Raw genomic sequence first — 17068 nt, forward strand, 5'->3', positions numbered from 1 at the left:
CCGGCCCGCGAGGGGGTGGACCGGGCTGCTCGACCCGAAAAGTCCCACTTTTCGGTCACTCCGTGCACCGGCGTGACCCCATTCGTGGCCGGGACGGTCCGTCGGGACTACGCTAGCTGTCGAACATTATTGGCCATGGACCGTCGCCCCCGCGCCCGGTTGTCAGGCCGGACGAGGTCGTCACCCCTCTGGAGAGCGTCGTGCCCAAGTCTCAGGTCCGCAAGAAGAAGGTGTACACCCCGCCGACGGACGTGCGTCCGACGGCGACGGCGGCGACGCGCAAGCCTAGCCCGGTCTGGCTGCCCGTCACCGCTGTCGCGCTGATCGTCGCCGGGATCGGCTGGCTGGTCGTTTACTACCTTTCCGAGCAGGCCTATCCGGTCATGTCGTGGGGTTACTGGAACCTCGCGGTCGGTTTCGGCGCGATGGTCGCCTCGCTCATCCTGCTCTCCCGCTGGCGCTGACCCGGTCGACGTCCGGCCCGGTCCCCGTTCGGGGTCCGGGCCGTTGGCCTGTCGTACGCCGGCTGGCCAGCCAGCGCCCCGCCGTGGCGGCGGATGTTCGTCACGCCGCGCCGCCCCTGTCCGGCGGATCGAGCCGGGTCCCCCTAAGGTGTCCGCAGGGCGGCGTGGCCGGATGCGAGATGACTCACGTTACTGCTGGGTAACCTTGCGCGTAGGCTGCACTGCATGACCGAGCGGAGCGAGGTCATCGGCCGGTCGGGTCGGGGCAGCGGGAGCGGCGCAACGCCACCCGCGCCGTGAGCCGTACCCGGTCGCCGAGCCGCTCGACAGGCAGCAGACCGGGAGGCCAACTCGATGGGCAGCGTCCAGATCGTCGCCACGATCCTCGCGGCCGCCATCACCGCCGTGGCGGTGGGGCTTGCGGTACGCGCGGTCATGAAGATGGTGGCAGTCATCCGGCTGGGGCAACCGGCGCCGGAGCGGTTCACCGACAAGGGCGCCCGCGCGAAGACCATGCTGGTCGAGACCGCCGGGCACACCCGCATGCTGAAGTGGAGCGTGGTCGGCGCCGCGCACTGGTTCGTGATGGTCGCGTTCGTCGTGCTGTCGCTGCTGGTGCTCGAGGCGTACTTCGAGGTGGTCACGCCCGGCGGCGGCCTGCCGATCATCGGGCACTGGATGATCTTCGGCCTGGCCACCGAGATCATCGGCGTGCTGGGCTTCGCCGGCATCGTGGTGCTGATGGCGATCCGGCTGCGCAACCGGCCCACCCGGCCGGGCGGCCGGTCCCGGTTCACCGGCTCGACCATGTGGCAGGGCTACTTCGTCGAGTGGGTCGTGCTGCTGGTCCTGATCTTCGGCTTCCTGATCCGCGGCTTCAAGGTCGCCACGGACCAGTTCGAGTACCCGGTCTGGGCCACCCCGATCAGCCACGCGATCGGCAACGCGCTCCCGGGCTGGGAGGCCGGCGTCAGCGTCGCCGCCCTCATCAAGATCGTCATCTCGATGACCTGGCTCATCGTGATCTCGCTGAACGTCACCATGGGTGTCGCCTGGCACCGCTTCCTGGCGTTCTTCAACATCTTCTTCAAGCGCGAGCCGGCCAAGCCCGCCGGCTCCGGCCTCGGTGCCCTGCGGCCGATGATGAGCGACGGCAAGCCGCTCGACTTCGAGGAGGCCGACCCCGAGAAGGACCAGTTCGGCGTCGCCCAGGTCGAGCAGTTTTCCTGGAAGGGCCTGCTGGACTTCAGCACCTGCACCGAGTGCGGTCGCTGCCAGTCGCAGTGCCCGGCCTGGAACACCGGCAAGCCGCTGTCGCCGAAGCTGCTGGTGCTGAGCCTGCGCGACCACGCGTACGCCAAGGCGCCGTACCTGCTGGCCGGCGGCGGCAAGGACCTGACCGGCGAGGAGAAGGCCACCGCCGCGCAGCTCGCCCACGTCGACGTGCTGGCCCTCGCCGAGGCCGAGAAGCCGCTGATCGGCACCGCCGAGGAGGGCGGAGTCATCGACCCGGACGTGCTCTGGTCCTGCACCACCTGCGGTGCCTGCGTCGAGCAGTGCCCGGTCGACATCGAGCACGTCGACCACATCGTCGACATGCGTCGCTACCAGGTGCTGATCGAGTCGAGCTTCCCGTCCGAGGCCGGCGTCATGCTCCGCAACCTGGAGAACAAGGGCAACCCGTGGGGCGCCCCGCAGAACACCCGCGAGGACTGGACCAAGGGCCTCGACTTCGAGGTGCCGCGGGTCGGCGAGGTCGACGACTTCGAGTACCTGTTCTGGGTCGGCTGCGCCGGCGCGTTCGAGGACCGGGCGAAGAAGACCACCCGGGCGGTCGCCACGCTGCTCAACGAGGCGGGCGTGAAGTTCGCGATCCTGGGTGAGGGCGAGACCTGCTCGGGCGACCCGGCCCGCCGGATCGGCAACGAGTTCGTCTTCCAGATGCTCGCCCAGCAGAACGTCGAGACCCTGAACGAGGCGTTCGAGGGCCGGGAGAAGGCCAAGCGCAAGATCGTCGCGACCTGCCCGCACTGCTTCAACACGCTGGGCAACGAGTACGGCCAGCTCGGCGGCGAGTTCGAGGTGGTCCACCACACCCAGCTCCTGGCCCACCTGGTCAGCACCGGCAAGCTCACCCCGGTGCAGCCGGTCGACGGCGGCGTGACCTACCACGACCCGTGCTACCTGGGCCGGCACAACCGGGTCTTCGCCGCTCCCCGCGAGGTCCTCGGGGACGCCATCGCCGGCGAGCTCACCGAGATGCCGCGCAACAGCGAGCGCTCCTTCTGCTGCGGCGCCGGCGGCGCGCGGATGTGGATGGAGGAGAAAATCGGCAAGCGGATCAACGTGGACCGGGTCGAGGAGGCCATGGCCACCGGGGCGAAGACGGTCGCCGTCGGCTGCCCGTTCTGCTCGACGATGCTCAACGACGGGGTCAACGGCAAGGGCGCCGGCGAGCAGGTCGAGGTCATCGACGTGGCCAGCGTGCTGCTCCGCTCCGTCAAGCCGGAGACGGCGCCGGGCGAGCAGCAGGCCACGCCGGTCGCCGGCTGAGGTCGTACCCCCGCGACAGCGCACGCCCGACGGCGGCGGCACCCACCGGGTGCCGCCGCCGTCGTTGTGGCGCGCGGGCGACCCCGGCCTCCCGGGCGCGAAGTCGTGCCCCGGGCCGGCGCGTGCAAGAATCCCCGCCATCGACGGTTTGTTGCTCGGCACGCTGTTGCCCCTGGTCGGCTTCGTGCTGCTGACCGCCGGCAACGCGTTCTTCGTGGTGGCCGAGTTCGCCCTGGTCACCGTCGACCGGGCGGAGATCGACCGGCGGGCCGCCGCCGGCGACGCCCGGGCCGTCACCGTGCGCACGGCGCTGCGGGAGCTCTCCTTCCAGCTCTCCGGCGCGCAGCTCGGCATCACCATCACCGCGCTGCTCACCGGCTACCTGGCCGAACCGGCGCTGGCCCGGCTCTTCGCCCCGCTGCTGCGGCCGGTCGGCGGCGCCGAGCGGTTCGGCCCGGTGCTGGCCCTGGCGCTGGCCACGCTGATCTCGATGCTCTTCGGCGAGCTGGTGCCGAAGAACCTGGCGCTGGCCCGGCCGATGCCGACCGCGTTGGCCACCGCCGCGCCGATGCGCAATTTCGCCCGGGCGCTCGGCTGGCTGATCCGGGGACTGAACAACTCCGCGAACCGGCTGGTCCGCCAGTTCGGCGTGGAGCCGCAGGAGGAGCTGGCCAGCGCCCGGTCGCCGGAGGAGCTGGGGCTGCTCGCGGCGATCTCCGCCCGGGCCGGGGCGCTGCCGCCGGACACCGCGATGCTGCTGCGCCGCACCATCCGCTTCGGCGACAAGCGGGCCGCCGAGGCGATGACCCCCCGGGTCGACGTGATCGCGTTGCGGGCCAGCGCCACGGTCGCCGAGCTGCTGAGCCTGTCCCAGCAGACCGGGCGGACCCGGTTCCCGATCTTCGAGGAGACCCTGGACCTGGTCACCGGGGTGGCCGGGGTGCCGGACGCGCTGGGCGTGCCGCTGGCCCGCCGGGCGTCCACCACCGTCGCCGCGGTGGCCCGCGAACCGGTGTACGTCCCGGAGAGCCTGGACCTCGACGGCGTCCTCGCCGCGCTGAAGGACGCCGGCGCCGACCTGGCCATCGTGGTGGACGAGTATGGCGGCACCGACGGCGTGGTGACCGTGGAGGACCTGGTCGAGGAGCTGGTCGGGGAGATCGCCGACGAGTTCGACCCGGACGCGGTGGCCGACCTCGGGCCGGTCGAGCTGACCGTGCCGGGCGGGGAGCGGGCCGTCCTGCTGGACGGTGTGCTGCGCGAGGACGAGCTGGCCGAGCAGACCGGCTTCCGGCTGCCCGAGGGGCCGTACGAGACCCTGGCGGGCTTCCTGATGGCCCGGCTGGGGCACATCCCGGTGCCGGGCGAGAAGGTCGAGGAGAGCGGGTACGAGTTCACCGTGGTCGAGGTCGAGCGGCACCGGATCGAGCAGGTCCGGGTGGTCCGCCCGGAGGAACCGGACGACGATGACTGAGCTGCTGCTCGCCGTGGTGCTGCTGCTCGGCAACGCCTTCTTCGTGGGCAGCGAGTTCGCGCTGATCGCGTCCCGTCGTACCGTGATCGAGCCGCTCGCCGCCAGCTCGAAGCGGGCCCGGTGGGCGCTGTCCGCGATGAACCAGATCCCGCTGATGATCGCGGGGGCGCAGCTCGGTATCACGATCTGCTCGCTGGGGCTGGGCGCGATCGCGGAGCCGGCGCTGGCGCACCTGCTGGAGTCGCCGTTCGAGGCGCTCGGGCTGCCCGTCGGCGTGGTGCACCCGGTGGCGTTCGTGATCGCGCTCGGCGTGGTGGTCTTCCTGCACACCGTGGTCGGCGAGATGGTGCCGAAGAACATCACGCTGGCCGGGCCGGAGCCGTCGGCGCTCTGGCTGGGGCCGGCGATGCTGGCGTTCTGCCTGGCCACCAAGCCGCTGCTGCTGGCGATGAAGTGGTCGGCCCGGCAGGTGCTGCGGCTGTGGCGGGTCGAGGCGACCGACGCGGTGAAGACGGTGTTCACGGCGGAGGAGCTGGCCGGGTTGGTCTCCCAGGCGCGTACCGAGGGGCTGCTGGACGCGGAGGAGCACGCCCGGATCACCGGCGCGCTGGCGTTGCACAGCCGGACGGCGGCGGACGCGCTGCAACCGTGGTCGACGGTGACCACGGTGGCCGAGGACGTGTCACCGGCGTCGCTGGAGGTGCTGGCCACCGGCACCGGCCGGTCCCGGTTCCCGGTGGTCCAGCGATCCACCCGCCGGGTGCTCGGTTTCGTGCACGTCAAGGACGTGCTCGGGTACGCCGGCGCGAGCCGTCGCGCCCCGGTGCCGGCGGAGATCTACCGGCCGCTGGCCGTGGTGCCGCCGGACCGTACGCTGGCCGACCTGCTGCTGTCGATGCGGCGCGAGCGGCGGCACATGGTGCTGGTGAGCGACGGCCGCCGACCGCTCGGTGTGGTGACACTCGATGACGTATTGACTGCCATCGTTGGCAAGTGAATGAATACCCTTGGTGTGCAAGCGGTCGCGCAGAAGTAATTGAACAAAAGGCCGCCTTGATATCACCCGGGGGCTTCCCTAATGTGGGGCACCGACCGCTGTGGGTCGTCTGCCTCGATCTTCCCCCTCGCGAGGCGCCCGGCGGTCGGTTGCAAAAGGAGTCGGTGCCGGTGGCAACCATGCCCCCTCATCGTCACGCCCCGAGTCGGCCGTCCGTCCGACCGGTCGGCGCGCGCCGGGTCGTACACCGCCTGCTCACCCTGGTCGCGGCCGTCGCCGTCGGCGCCGGGCTGGTCGCCGCGCCCGCGCACGCGGCCCCGTCGGTGGACGAGATCGAGGCGCAGATCGACAAGCAGTGGGAGCGGTTGGAGCCCACGATCGAGGGCTACAACAAGATTCGCGCCCAGCTGAAGGTCAACCAGAAGAAGTCGGCGGCCCTGCAGAAGAAGATGGCGCCGCTGGAGTTGCAGTCGGCACTGGCCATGAACCGGGTCGGCGACCTGGCCGCCCGTTACTACATGGAGGGCCCGTCGCAGGAGATCAGCGCCCTGCTGGTCAGCGCCAAGCCGGGCACCCTCGCCGAGCAGCTCACCGTCCTCGACCGGCTGGCCGCGCAGGAGCGCAAGCAGGTCGCCGGGGTGCTTGCCATCCGCGACCGGTACAACCGCGAGAAGCAGAAGCTGGACGCGTTGATCGCCACCCAGCTCAAGCAGCGCGACGAGATGGCGGCGAAGAAGAAGCAGATCGACGCCGAGATCAAGCGGCTCACCGCCTCGCTGCCGAAGACCACGGTGAAGGTGGCGGGTTGCCCCACCATCAACGGTGTGGTCAGCAGCGCCGCGCAGACCGCCATCCGGGTCGCCTGCCAGCAGGTCGGCGACCCGTACGTCTGGGGTGCCACCGGGCCGAACTCCTTCGACTGCTCCGGCCTTACCCAGTACGCCTACAAGGCGGCGGGCATCTACCTGACCCACTTCACCGGCGCCCAGTGGAACGAGGGCCGGTCGGTCTCGCGGTCCGAGGCGCGCCCCGGTGATCTGGTCTTCTTCTTCAGCGACCTGCACCACATGGGCCTCTACCTCGGCAACGGCCTGATGGTGCACGCGCCGCGGACCGGCAAGCCGGTCCAGGTGACACCGATCAGCTACATGCCGTTGGCCGGCTTCCGCCGGGTCACCTGAGCCGACCCGTGACGACGTGAAGGCCCCCGGTCGAGTCGACCGGGGGCCTTCGTCGTGCGGTGCGGCGTACACCGGGATGGTGGCCTTGCCCGGCCCGGGGGTCACCACGAAGCCCTCGGCCCACTTCGCCGTGGGCGCCGAGGCCGGGTTGAAGAACCACGCCTGCTGGCCGAGGTACCAGATCGCGGTCCAGTCGCCCTGGACGTCGGCGAGGGCGTACGTCTGGCCGGCCGAGGCGCGGGCGCCGTGGTCGGAGACGTACATCGTGTCCGGCGTGCCGTTGGGTCGCAGGCCACGGTCGTTGACCAGCGGGGCGTCCGGGCTGGGCGCGGTGCGCAGGATGACCGACGAGGAGCCGCGCAGCGGGCACGGCACAGCGAATACTTACGAGATTATGATGTTGGATGAAAGTAATCTTCAGGCGCTTCCGGCCCGTTCCCGGACGCGGATACGGAGTGTCACGGCGTCGCGGGTTGCGGATCGATAACGGCCATCTCTACTCTGGTCAATCGTCGACCGGTGAGTTCACCGTCCAACCCGGGTGGTGACGGTCGGACACTGCCGAGTCGCCTCCGGGCGAGCCGGGGACCCAGGTATCTGGGGTGAATCCGCAGTACTGCGGTAGGGCGGCTCCCTTCCCGTCCGAACCCGTCAGCTAACCCGGTAGGCGGTCAGCGAAGAAGGAGAACAGAAGCCCGGTGGCACACCATGCCCCGCGGCGACCGTCGGTCCGGTCGGCTGACCGGATGACGGCTGCGCCGCGTCACCGCTGGTCCCGCTTCACCACCGCCCTCGCCGCCCTGGCCGGCGCCGCCGTCATCCTGACCGGCGCCGCCACCCCGGCCCACGCCGAACCCACGGTCACCGAGATCGAGCGCCAGATCGACCAGGACTGGAACAAGCTCGAACCGATCATCGAGCAACACAACGCCGCCCGTCAGGACCTCGCGGTCAAGCGGAAGCAGGTCGCCGCGCTGGCCAAGCAGATCGCCCCGCTGCAGCTCCAGGTCGACCTCGCCATGGGTCAGGTCAGCGGCCTCGCCGCCAACGCGTACAAGGGCGAGCACCTGTCGACGATGAACGCGCTGCTGGGCAGCCGGTCACCGGCCGACGTGGTCAACGGCCTCGAACTGCTCGACCGCTTCGCCTACCGCCAGCAGCAGCAGGTGCGTACCGTCGTCGAGCTGCGCGACGAGCTGGCCGCCAAGAAGAAGCCGCTGGACGAGATGGTCGCCCAGCTGACCCGGACCGAGGCCCAGCTCGCGGCGAAGAAGAAGCAGATCAACGCCGAGATCGCCAAGCTGGACAAGCTCCGGATGAAGATCTACGGCAGCGGCGGCGCCGGTCCGCTGCGTCCCGCTCCCTGCCCCTCCGGCTACCCGGGCGGCCCCGCCGGGGTGGCGGTCAAGTTCGCCTGCGCCCAGATCGGCAAGATCTACGTCTGGGGCGCCGCCGGCCCCGACCACTACGACTGCTCGGGTCTGACCATGGCCGCGTGGGCGAAGGCCGGGGTCTCGCTGCCGCACAACGCCCGGCAGCAGCACGACGTCACCCGCCGGGTGAGCCGGAGCGAGCTGCGTGTGGGTGACCTGGTCTTCTACTACAGCGACCTGCACCACGTCGCCATGTACGTCGGCAACGGCTGGGTGGTGCACGCCTCCCAGTCCGGCAAGCCGATCACGATGAAGCGTGTCGACGACGGCCAGATCAACAGCTACGGCCGACCGGGCTGATCCGCCGGCAGGGGCTCCCGCGCGGGGGCCCCTGCCGCCGTCAGCGGGTCGGCCAGGTGCGCCAGTTCTGCCAGGACCGGCTCGGCGTGGGCCCGCGCTGCCCCTGGTAACGCGAGCCGTAGACCGCGGAGCCGTACGGGTGCTCGGCGGGCGAGGAGAGCCGGAAGATGCAGAGCTGGCCGATCTTCATCCCGGGCCAGAGGGTGATCGGCAGGTTCGCCACGTTGGAGAGCTCCAGCGTGACGTGCCCGGAGAAGCCGGGGTCGATGAAGCCGGCGGTGGAATGGGTGAGCAGCCCGAGCCGGCCCAGGCTCGACTTGCCCTCCAGGCGCCCGGCGAGCTGGTCACCCAGCGAGATCACCTCGAGCGTCGAGGCGAGCACGAACTCCCCCGGGTGCAGCACGAACGGCTCGCCCTCGGGCACCTCGACCATCGAGGTCAGGTCGTCCTGCTGCAGGGACGGGTCGATGTGCGTGTAGAGGTGGTTGTTGAAGACGCGGAAGAGCTTGTCCAGGCGTACGTCGATGCTGGACGGCTGCACCAGCGTGGGCTCGAACGGCTCCAGCGCGAGCGTGCCCGCCTTGATCTCGGAGACCAGGTCGCGGTCGGAGAGCAGCATCGGAACACCATAGCGACCGGTACGGGCGACCTGCGTGTCGGACTGCGCGTTCGTACGTGTGTTCGATAGAATGTCGACATGGCTTCCTGGTCCGAATTCGCCGCCGACGAGCCCGGCCTCGCCGGCGAGATCCGCCTTCTCCTGCAGCAGTACGGGCCGGGCTTCGGCTACCTCGCCACGGTCCGCGCCGACGGCGGCCCCCGCGTCCACCCGGTCTCGCCGGTCATCACCGACGAGGGGCTCTACTGCTTCGTCATCGACTCGCCGAAGCGCCGCGACCTCGAACGTGACGGCCGCTACGCGCTGCACTCGTTCCCGCCAGAGGAGAGCGACGACGAGGCGTACGTCGCCGGTCGCGCCCGCCCGGTCACCGACCAGGCCCGGGTGGCCCGGGTGGCCGAGATCGGCCGCGCCGCGCCCCAGGTCGACTGGCGGTTGTTCGAGTTCACCATCGACGTCGCCATGCTCACCCGCCGCGCCTCCAACGACGCGGTGAGCCCCGGCGACGGGCAGCCCGTCGTTCAGGTCTGGCTCGACCCCCGGCCGGCCCAGCCGGCCGGCAACGCCGCGACCGTACCCGATCAGCGGCCGACCCGGCGCGGGCGGCACGGCTTCGACACCCGCCGGACGGCGGCCTGACCCCGCAGACGCCGGTGCCGGCCCCGTCCGAGGACGGAGCCGGCACCGGCGTCTGCGGAGGTGTTACGCCGCGCGGTAGGCGTTCCACGCGGTCAGCATGCGGCTCGCCTGACCAGCGGTGAACTGGTACATGCACGAGTCGTAGGTGTAGTCCATGAAGTTGGTGATCGGGTCCAGGCCGGCCGTGGCGCAGGTGTCCCGCCCGGTCGGGCACTGGAACGCCGGCGACGACTCCGCCGGAGTGTCGCTGACGCTGTCACCCGAGCCGGAGCAGCCACCCTGGAAGGTGTGGTAGAGGTTCAGCCAGTGCCCGATCTCGTGGGTGCCGGTGTCGCCCTGGTTGTAGTTGGTCGCGGTGCCGCCCGGCAGCGACTCGCTCAGCACGACCACACCGTCCATGCCGTCCAGCTTGCGCTTCGGGAAGGTCGCCCAGCCGAGCAGGTCGTCGCTCAGCTCGCCCAGGTACATGTTGAGCGTGTTCTTGCCACCCTCGCGCAGCGAGGTCTTCATCTGCCGCTCGGCGCTGGAGCCCTGCACGATCGGGTACCAGGCCGGGTTGGTGACGCGATTGATCTTCGACAGCTGGAAGCTGAAGGCGGTCGGCGCGCCGCCGGTGGCGCCGCTGTACGCCTGGTTGAGCACGGTGATCTGCGAGGTGATCAGCGAGTCCGGGATGTTTCCGCCGGCCCGGGTGCTGTCGCGCTGGATGACGTGCACGACGACGGGGATGGTGACGGTGGCCAGGGTGGCGGCCCCGGTCCGGAAGTTCGCCCGCTCGCGCAGCGCGCCGGCGAGGTCGGCCTCGCGGTCACGGACCTGCTGGGCGGTCAGCTCGTTCGGGTCCAGCTTGGCCGATCCGCCCTGCTTGACCCGGGCGTCCGAGTGGACGTCCGCCGGCTCGGCGCAGGGCGCTGCGGGGGCGGCCGAGAAGGCCGAAGCAGCGGGAACGACGCCCACGGCGGCGGTGCTGAGCAGCAGCGCGAGGGTCGTCGACGCGACACCGGCGGTACGCCGGGTCAGCAGGTTGGGACGAAGTCCCATGGGCCCACCTCTTTCTGTCGGCGCGACCGGGGTATGTCGCGCCGTGGCTGAGAAACGTGCGGCCGACGTTACATCCCATCGACAAATTTGAGAACGGCTATATGTTGCCGTGGGGAAACTTTTCCCTGCGCAATCCTCGACCGGGGGTTTCAAGATCGTTTCAGGGTGGTTACGGCGGGGGAAGGGCTCGCCGGGGTACCTGGATGCACGGGCACGGTGACCTCAGGTACAGTGGTGCCGCCTGCGGGTGTAGTTCAATGGCAGAACATCAGCTTCCCAAGCTGACAGTGCGGGTTCGATTCCCGTCACCCGCTCCACCATCGAGGCCCTGGTTAGGACGCGAGTCCCAGCCAGGGCCTTCGATATTGCTCCGGCCGTAAGCGCCCGACGGGCCATCCACGGGCCACTAGCCACGCTTCTTGCCCCTGCCTCCGGGCTTGCCCGACCCGCCGGCCGCCGGCTTCCTGGCCTTCTTGTGTTCGGCTTTCACCGCGTCGCTCACCGCCTGGGCGATGGCCCGATCCGCCTCCGAGGTGGCGTGCTGGTAGATCATGGCCGCCTGCGCCGAGTCGTGACCCATCCGCGCCATGAGTTCCCGCGTGCTCGCGCCGGTCCGCGCGGCGATCGTGTTGCCACTGTGCCGCAGGTCGTGAAAGTGCAGACCCGGTACGCCGAGCTTGCCGATCGCTGCCGACCAGCCGATGACCTTGTTGAGGTTGCCGCGCCAAATCGGCCGCCCGGACGGCGTGGTGAAGACCAACGCTTCCGGATTGTCATCGACGAAGGCCGCCAGATGCTCGCGCAGCGCCGGCAGGATCGCCGCGGGCATCAAGGCGGCCCGCAAAGCGGGCCGCGCCGGCCCGGCCCCGGCCTGCTGGCGACCTCCGGCCGGCATCGGCCGGGCCGGCCGGCCAACTGACGGACGACAAGATCCTGAAGACCTCGGGGCTCCGCCCCGAACCCCGGCCCTCCTCAGAGATGCCGCCGCAGATCACCTCGCCAGGCACCACAAGGGCTACCAGCCTCCCCGGACGGGGCCAAGGTCGTTCGGCTGGTGAGGCGCTCCACCTTGTCCCCGTCCGGGGAGGCTGGGCGGTCTACGACTGCCCGACGAGGAGATCCGCTCTCAGCCAGGAAGCCAGACCGATCGATTCATGGCACCCTACCGGCATGGCGAGAAAGAGCGAACCGGCGTGGCGCCGCATGACTCGGAAACAGCGTGCCGTCGCGGTCGCCGGCGGGGTGCATGGCGCTCGTGGGGCTTGTACTGGCCCTGGCGGTCAACACTGCTGTCGGTTCAATGATCCTGGCGGCAGCTTCGTTGGTCATCATCTTCACCCAGGTATTCGCCCCGCCGGATCCCCCAGGTTGAAGGCGACTGGAGCAGGAGCGCCGCTGGCTGTACAGCCATCCGTACAGCCAAGCCCGCCCGCTAACGCGGACGCCACCCGACAACGGCAGACGGGCCGACCAGGGAAGCAGTCACCTGACCAGCCATCCGCGATCTTCTTCTAATCCCAAGGCCGCTCACGGCCGCCGGGGCGAGATGCACGAGGCAGGCTCCGACGGTTCCCTCTGCTCAATGTCCGCAGCCGAGTAGATCCTGGCAAGGAGCCAGCTCGCGGCATCGGGCGCTCTCGTGACTTCGATCGTGTGTGGGCCGATGGAGATCAGCGGGTGGCTTCCGGTACCCCGCAGCCGGGGCGCGTAGAGCTCGGCGAGCTCGGCCTCGGATAGGTCATCCCCCTTGGAGACCGCATCCCTCCTCAAGCGCTTCTGCATGTTGCCGGCGCCCAGGACGTACTGATCGAAGTGCTCCACGACGTCACGAGCCTCAACCAGTCCCGGCAGCGCCGCGTCAAACCGTGCCACCGCATCGGTCAGATGCTGCTTGGCTTCGGGGTTGCGCATGTGCCGGAGGGCCATGGTGGCAGCACGATGGACGTTGCGCAGAGCGACCAACAGCAGCATCGCATCCGGAAGGCCGGAGCTTGGCCCGTTAAGTAGGCGCTCGGCCGGGACCATGGCGGCCTTCGTCCAGAGCCACGCCTGACTGAGTGCCAGGTTTTCTGGCGGCGGCAGCTCGTTGAGGATCTTCTCCGGCTCCATGCACTCAAGCATGGACCATCACCCCGATTTGTCCCCAGCCACTTGTCGGCGGTCGAGGAAAGCAGTCCAGCGGACCGACCCGGACGGCCTCGACATGGGCTTGGGGATTTGCGGATCAGATGGCGCGGCGTGCCAGCCACGTGCCAGTAGCCGGCGCCCCGGACGGGCACGAGCGGGCAAGAGCCGTGACCCGCTCGCCTGCCGCCAGCAGGCGTTTCGGGCATCTCGGGACGGTGATCTTCGCCCTTCCAAACTGAAGCTCCAGGCATGTCCTGCCGATGTTGGTGGGGCGGGACGGATGCTCAGAGGTACTAGCTAGGCCATCGAGCAGGTCCGCGGCATCCGTCGGCAAGACGGGTTGCGACTGCGGCGGGTGGAGCCGGTTACCCGCGGCCCGAGCCCTCATCCACCGAGCCGCCGGCGGTAACCCCGGCCATTGCCGGACCGGCCGCCCGGCGGTGCTCCGGCCACCCGAAGAGCTCACCATCGGCGCTCTGCCGCAGCTGTCGGATCCGCGGGACGAGCAGGACGAGGCCGACGCCGAGCACGACGACGGCGACCGCCAGTTGGAGGGTGGCGGCGGTGCCGATCCGCTCCGACAAGGGTCCGACCAGGGCGTAGCCGAGCGGCGCCACGGTGAACGACACCAGCCAGTCGTACGAGCTGACCCGGGACAGCACCTCCGCCGGGATCAGCCGCTGCGTCATCGTCGTCCAGACGCTGTTGACGAAGGCCACGCCGGCCGCGCCCACCAGCCCGGCGAACACGGTGACGACCACCGGCGACGGGCCGATCAGGGAGGCGAGGCCCAGTCCGGTCAGCAGCAGCGCGAGGTGGGCGACGATCAGCGGGCGACGCGGCCGCAGCCGCAGCGCCACCGCGCCGCCGACCAGGGAGCCGACCGCCATGCCGGTGCTCACCAGGCCCCAGCCGGACGCGCCGCCGGCCTGCCGCGAGATGATCACCGGGCCGAGGACCCAGAGCGCGGTCGCGCCGAGGTTCCAGACCGCGTGCCCACACAGGGCAACCCAATACCAGGTACGGGAGGCCACCTCGCGCCAGCCGGCCGCCAGATCGGCGAAGAAGGTGGTGCGCTCCTTGCGGACCAACGGCGGCAACGGGAGCCGGGCCAGCGCCACGGCGCTGATTCCGAAGGTGACGGCGTCGGCCAGGTAGACCCAACCAGCCGAGGTGACGGCGACGGCGAGGCCGGCGACGGCCGGCCCGAGGATGTCCGCGCCGCTGCGCGACATGTCCATCAGCGCGTTGGCCTGCTGGAGCCGGGGTTTGCTGATCGTCTGCGGGACGAGACCGGACAACGCGGGCTTGGAGATAGCCGACGCCGCCCCGTAGCAAACCGCCGCGACCAGCAGGATGGCGACGCTGCTCCGCCCCGTCAGGAGCAGCACGCCGACGGTGGACTGCACGACCAGCAGGAAGACGTCGCTGCCGACCAGCAGCAGCCGGCGGGACATCCGGTCGGCCAGGGTGCCGCCGAAGATCAGCAGGAGCACCCGGACGACCGTGGAGATGCCCAGGACGGCACCGATCTCGCTCGCCGAGCCGCCGACGGACAACACCGCGAAGGCGAGCGTGACCGGCATCAGAGCGTCGCCGGTCGACGAGGTCGTCCGCCCGATCCACAACAGCCGGTAGGGACGCTCGACCAGCGCCCCGAAGGATTCCTTGATCATTTCCGGTACGTCCCTCGTTGCCGCCCGTCCGGCCGCGGCCCGGCGGATGCGGGTCGCGGTCGTGCCCGAGGGGATCTTGCCCGGCCGGTACGGGGGACGCCAGCGAGAATTACCCGCATCGCCTCGCGGGGTCAGCGCCTGGTCAGGAGCCAACATTGGGAGCCACGCGGGCGAACGGAGCCGGACGAGCCCGGACCGATCCAGTTGCCGAGAGCGCGGCGACCAGGGCGACGCGGACGTTGCCGAACGGCTGCGGAGTGGTCTTGGGAATCTACGGATCAGATGGCGACGGCGTGCCAGCCACGTGCCAGTAGCCAGTGCCTCGGACGGGCACGAGCGGGCACGAGCCGCAATCCGCTCCCCTGCCGCCAGCAGGCGTTTCGGGCATCCCACGGCGCTGATCTTCGCCCTTCCAAACTCGCGGTGCGGTGAAAGGCGTAGCGCTTACTCGTAGAAGCATCCGGCGTGCAGGGCATCCGCGAGGAGTTGCCAGGTCGGTTGTGCCGGGAGAGGTTGGCCGGCACGCTTCTGGAGACGGCTTCGGTCCTGTAGGTACGCCGCGCACGCCTCCAGGTAGCGGTCTGTGGTCATGTTTTCGACGGCGTCTGGATCGCGAGCGACATCATCAGCTATCCACCGCAGCCAGGTAACCAAGTCGTCCAGGCTGTCGACCCGCTTCAGCGGGCGGTTATCGTCCTCTGCCATGCCGCCCCTCCTGCATCCCGCCGCCATGCAGCCATTCGTACAGCCAAGACCGCCGGCCAATGCCGACGTGACCCGACAGTGACGGACAGCTTGAGCAGGGGCACGTTACCGTGACCAGCCATCCGTGATGTTCTTCTAACCCCCAGGCCGATCGGGGTCGCCCGGCCGACGCTTGACCGCAGCCATTGAGACTCGTCCGGTAGGGCGCTCCACCTTGTCCCCGTCCGGGGAGGCTGGACGGTCGGAGACTGCCCGACGAGGAGATCGGCTTAACCGCCCGGTACGGTCGTTGACCATGCAGCGGCTGGCGCTCTTCGACCTCGACAACACGCTTGTAGATCGCTCGGAGGCGTTCCGGCGGTGGGCGGTCGAGTTCTGCACCGAACGCCAATTGCCGGACGATGCCTTGGCCTGGCTGATCGCTACGGACCAAGACGGTTTCGTGCCCCGAGACTGGTTCTTCGGCGAAGTGAAGCAGCGTTTCAGTCTGACGGCCTCGGTGGTCGACACCTGGGCGCAGTACCGACGTCGGATGCCGGAACTGGTGAGCTGCCGCCGGGAGGTGCTGGCGTCGCTAACGCTGCTGCGAGACGACGGCTGGACGGTGGCGATCGTGACGAACGGCCAGGCCGACAACCAGTTGGGCAAGATCAGGCGTACCGGGCTGGACCAGTGCGTTGATGCCTGGGCAGTGTCCGGAGAGTTGGGCATCCGAAAGCCGGCCCGCGAGATTTTCGAGGCAGCGGCCCGTGGGTGCGGGCTCGATCTGTCCGGCGGGGGTTGGGCGATCGGTGACAGCCCCTTCCTCGATGTCGAGGGCGGCCGCGCGGCCGGGCTTGCCACCGTCTGGGTGAGCAGGGGCAAGGATTGGCCAGCGCAACTCGCTCCACCGGACCGCACCGTCAGCGATGTCGTCGCCGCTGTTCGGGTACTCCTTGGCGAAGAGCTCGCTGCTATGCCCGCAATGCCGACAGAAGTAGATCCGTGACCATCGCGGGCTGCGTGACCATCGCCAGGTGATCGGCGTCCCGGCGCCGGACCCGGTACCCACATTCTTCCGCCTGCTCTGCCGTGGACTGGTACGCAGCGCTCAGCTGAAGGTATGTGTGCCTGGCGGAGTCCCACGCCCTGCCCGGCGGCGGCAGCACCTCGGAGACGACCTTCCACGACAGCTCGGGTAAGCCGCTCAGCACCTGGCGCCGCTGGCCTGGGTCGGGCAGGAGATCGTCGAGGGAGCCGGCGTGAAACCAGGTGTCCCACGTCGGCAGCCGGCCCGACACCGCCATCTCCCGCAGCCACCTGGCCCGCTTCGGGGGCACTGACCCAACCCAGCTGGTGCCCGGGTGCGGCAGGCGGGCGTCCAGGAAGACGACATCTAGCCGCTCCCTACCGACCGCGTCGGCGATGCCGGGCAAGTAGGCACCTGCGCGGCTGTGGCCGACGATGACGGTGGGCGCACTCGGGGCGACGCTGGCAGCCGCTGCCGCGCAGACTGCCGCATGGAAGGACGGCGCCTCGACCAAGGGACGAAGGTCCGGTACCGCCACGCGCCACCCCGCCGCTTCGAGGTGCGGCCGCAGGGCGTCCCACGTCGCCGAGGTGAGGAGCGGACTGTGGACGAGGAGCATCGTCGGTTCGGCGAGCACGGCCCCATCCTGGTACATCCGGGCGATGCTCCGGACCCCCTGGACAGGTGAGCGGTCCGCATCTGGTCCGCAAGAGGTCGACGGACGGCGGGGAGTGGTGTGAGACGTCGAGAGGTGTTTCCCCTGCTAGGCGCCCATGTGCCCAGGTCGCCGGAGCCGACAATTTGATCTCGTAATGCACATGTCGTTGGGGCGTGCCAGGCGGTAGCTTGC

The 17068-nt window shown here is 69.9% G+C and carries 15 protein-coding genes, 1 tRNA gene and 1 riboswitch; of the genes, 9 read left to right on the plus strand and 7 right to left on the minus strand.

The window, feature by feature from the left end; genetic code table 11:
• Positions 1 to 200 precede the first annotated feature (200 nt).
• From I8N68_RS04935 to I8N68_RS04960, 6 genes are all read left to right on the plus strand, one after another.
• Positions 201 to 464, plus strand: a complete 264-nt coding sequence (locus I8N68_RS04935; RefSeq protein WP_200208309.1) for a cell division protein CrgA — start codon at positions 201 to 203, stop codon at positions 462 to 464.
• 354 nt (positions 465 to 818) lie between these two features.
• Entirely contained in the window at positions 819 to 3017 is a 2199-nt protein-coding gene (locus I8N68_RS04940; protein WP_200208315.1) for a (Fe-S)-binding protein, read from the plus strand.
• A 166-nt stretch (positions 3018 to 3183) separates the two neighbouring features.
• On the plus strand, positions 3184 to 4491 hold the full coding sequence (locus I8N68_RS04945) for a hemolysin family protein (protein WP_200208941.1): 1308 nt from the start codon (positions 3184 to 3186) through the stop codon (positions 4489 to 4491).
• On the plus strand, positions 4484 to 5488 hold the full coding sequence (locus I8N68_RS04950) for a hemolysin family protein (protein ID WP_200208323.1): 1005 nt from the start codon (positions 4484 to 4486) through the stop codon (positions 5486 to 5488). The genes I8N68_RS04945 and I8N68_RS04950 overlap by 8 nt, the downstream gene beginning before the upstream one ends.
• 179 nt (positions 5489 to 5667) lie before the next feature.
• Positions 5668 to 6669 (plus strand): C40 family peptidase, encoded by a 1002-nt coding sequence (locus I8N68_RS04955; protein ID WP_200208339.1) that lies wholly within the window; start codon positions 5668 to 5670, stop codon positions 6667 to 6669.
• A gap of 549 nt (positions 6670 to 7218) precedes the next feature.
• Positions 7219 to 7354, plus strand: a riboswitch (cyclic di-AMP (ydaO/yuaA leader).
• A gap of 61 nt (positions 7355 to 7415) precedes the next feature.
• On the plus strand, positions 7416 to 8402 hold the full coding sequence (locus I8N68_RS04960) for a C40 family peptidase (protein WP_234038807.1): 987 nt from the start codon (positions 7416 to 7418) through the stop codon (positions 8400 to 8402).
• Between the two features lie 40 nt (positions 8403 to 8442).
• On the opposite strand, the gene dcd is transcribed toward I8N68_RS04960, so the two are convergent.
• On the minus strand, positions 8443 to 9021 hold the full coding sequence (gene dcd / locus I8N68_RS04965) for a dCTP deaminase (protein ID WP_200208361.1): 579 nt from the start codon (positions 9019 to 9021) through the stop codon (positions 8443 to 8445).
• Between the two features lie 78 nt (positions 9022 to 9099).
• Between dcd and I8N68_RS04970 the strand changes: the two genes are divergently transcribed.
• Positions 9100 to 9660: a pyridoxamine 5'-phosphate oxidase family protein gene (locus I8N68_RS04970; RefSeq protein WP_200208367.1), complete on the plus strand. Its 561-nt coding sequence runs from the start codon at positions 9100 to 9102 to the stop codon at positions 9658 to 9660.
• Positions 9661 to 9723: 63 nt separating this feature from the next.
• Here I8N68_RS04970 and I8N68_RS04975 read toward each other — a convergent pair whose 3' ends face one another.
• The gene (locus I8N68_RS04975) at positions 9724 to 10701 is read right to left on the minus strand and encodes a zinc metalloprotease (protein ID WP_200208369.1); all 978 of its coding nucleotides are present in this window, start codon (positions 10699 to 10701) and stop codon (positions 9724 to 9726) included.
• 243 nt (positions 10702 to 10944) lie between these two features.
• On the opposite strand from I8N68_RS04975, the gene I8N68_RS04980 reads away from it, so the two are divergent.
• A tRNA-Gly gene (locus tag I8N68_RS04980) sits at positions 10945 to 11018 on the plus strand.
• An 89-nt stretch (positions 11019 to 11107) separates the two neighbouring features.
• Here I8N68_RS04980 and I8N68_RS04985 read toward each other — a convergent pair.
• The 4 genes from I8N68_RS04985 to I8N68_RS05000 all read right to left on the minus strand — a co-directional run bounded on the left by I8N68_RS04985 (position 11108) and on the right by I8N68_RS05000 (position 15209).
• Entirely contained in the window at positions 11108 to 11530 is a 423-nt protein-coding gene (locus I8N68_RS04985; protein ID WP_234038808.1) for a tyrosine-type recombinase/integrase, read from the minus strand.
• A 698-nt stretch (positions 11531 to 12228) separates the two neighbouring features.
• Positions 12229 to 12810, minus strand: coding sequence for a hypothetical protein (locus I8N68_RS04990; RefSeq protein ID WP_200208373.1), 582 nt, complete (start codon positions 12808 to 12810; stop codon positions 12229 to 12231).
• Positions 12811 to 13193: 383 nt separating this feature from the next.
• Positions 13194 to 14504 carry an MFS transporter gene (locus I8N68_RS04995; RefSeq protein WP_200208375.1) on the minus strand — a complete coding sequence of 437 codons (1311 nt, stop codon included), beginning with the start codon at positions 14502 to 14504 and terminating at the stop codon, positions 13194 to 13196.
• A gap of 444 nt (positions 14505 to 14948) precedes the next feature.
• Positions 14949 to 15209: a DUF7660 family protein gene (locus I8N68_RS05000; protein ID WP_200208377.1), complete on the minus strand. Its 261-nt coding sequence runs from the start codon at positions 15207 to 15209 to the stop codon at positions 14949 to 14951.
• A gap of 295 nt (positions 15210 to 15504) precedes the next feature.
• On the opposite strand from I8N68_RS05000, the gene I8N68_RS05005 reads away from it, so the two are divergent.
• Positions 15505 to 16197: an HAD family hydrolase gene (locus I8N68_RS05005; RefSeq protein WP_200208379.1), complete on the plus strand. Its 693-nt coding sequence runs from the start codon at positions 15505 to 15507 to the stop codon at positions 16195 to 16197.
• Here the strand turns inward: I8N68_RS05005 and I8N68_RS05010 are convergent.
• Entirely contained in the window at positions 16163 to 16855 is a 693-nt protein-coding gene (locus I8N68_RS05010; protein ID WP_200208381.1) for a hypothetical protein, read from the minus strand. The two genes, I8N68_RS05005 and I8N68_RS05010, sit on opposite strands and share 35 nt — an antisense overlap.
• Positions 16856 to 17068 lie beyond the last annotated feature (213 nt).

The organism is Micromonospora coerulea, assembly GCF_016598485.1.
GTDB classification, from domain to species: Bacteria; Actinomycetota; Actinomycetes; order Mycobacteriales; family Micromonosporaceae; genus Micromonospora; species Micromonospora coerulea.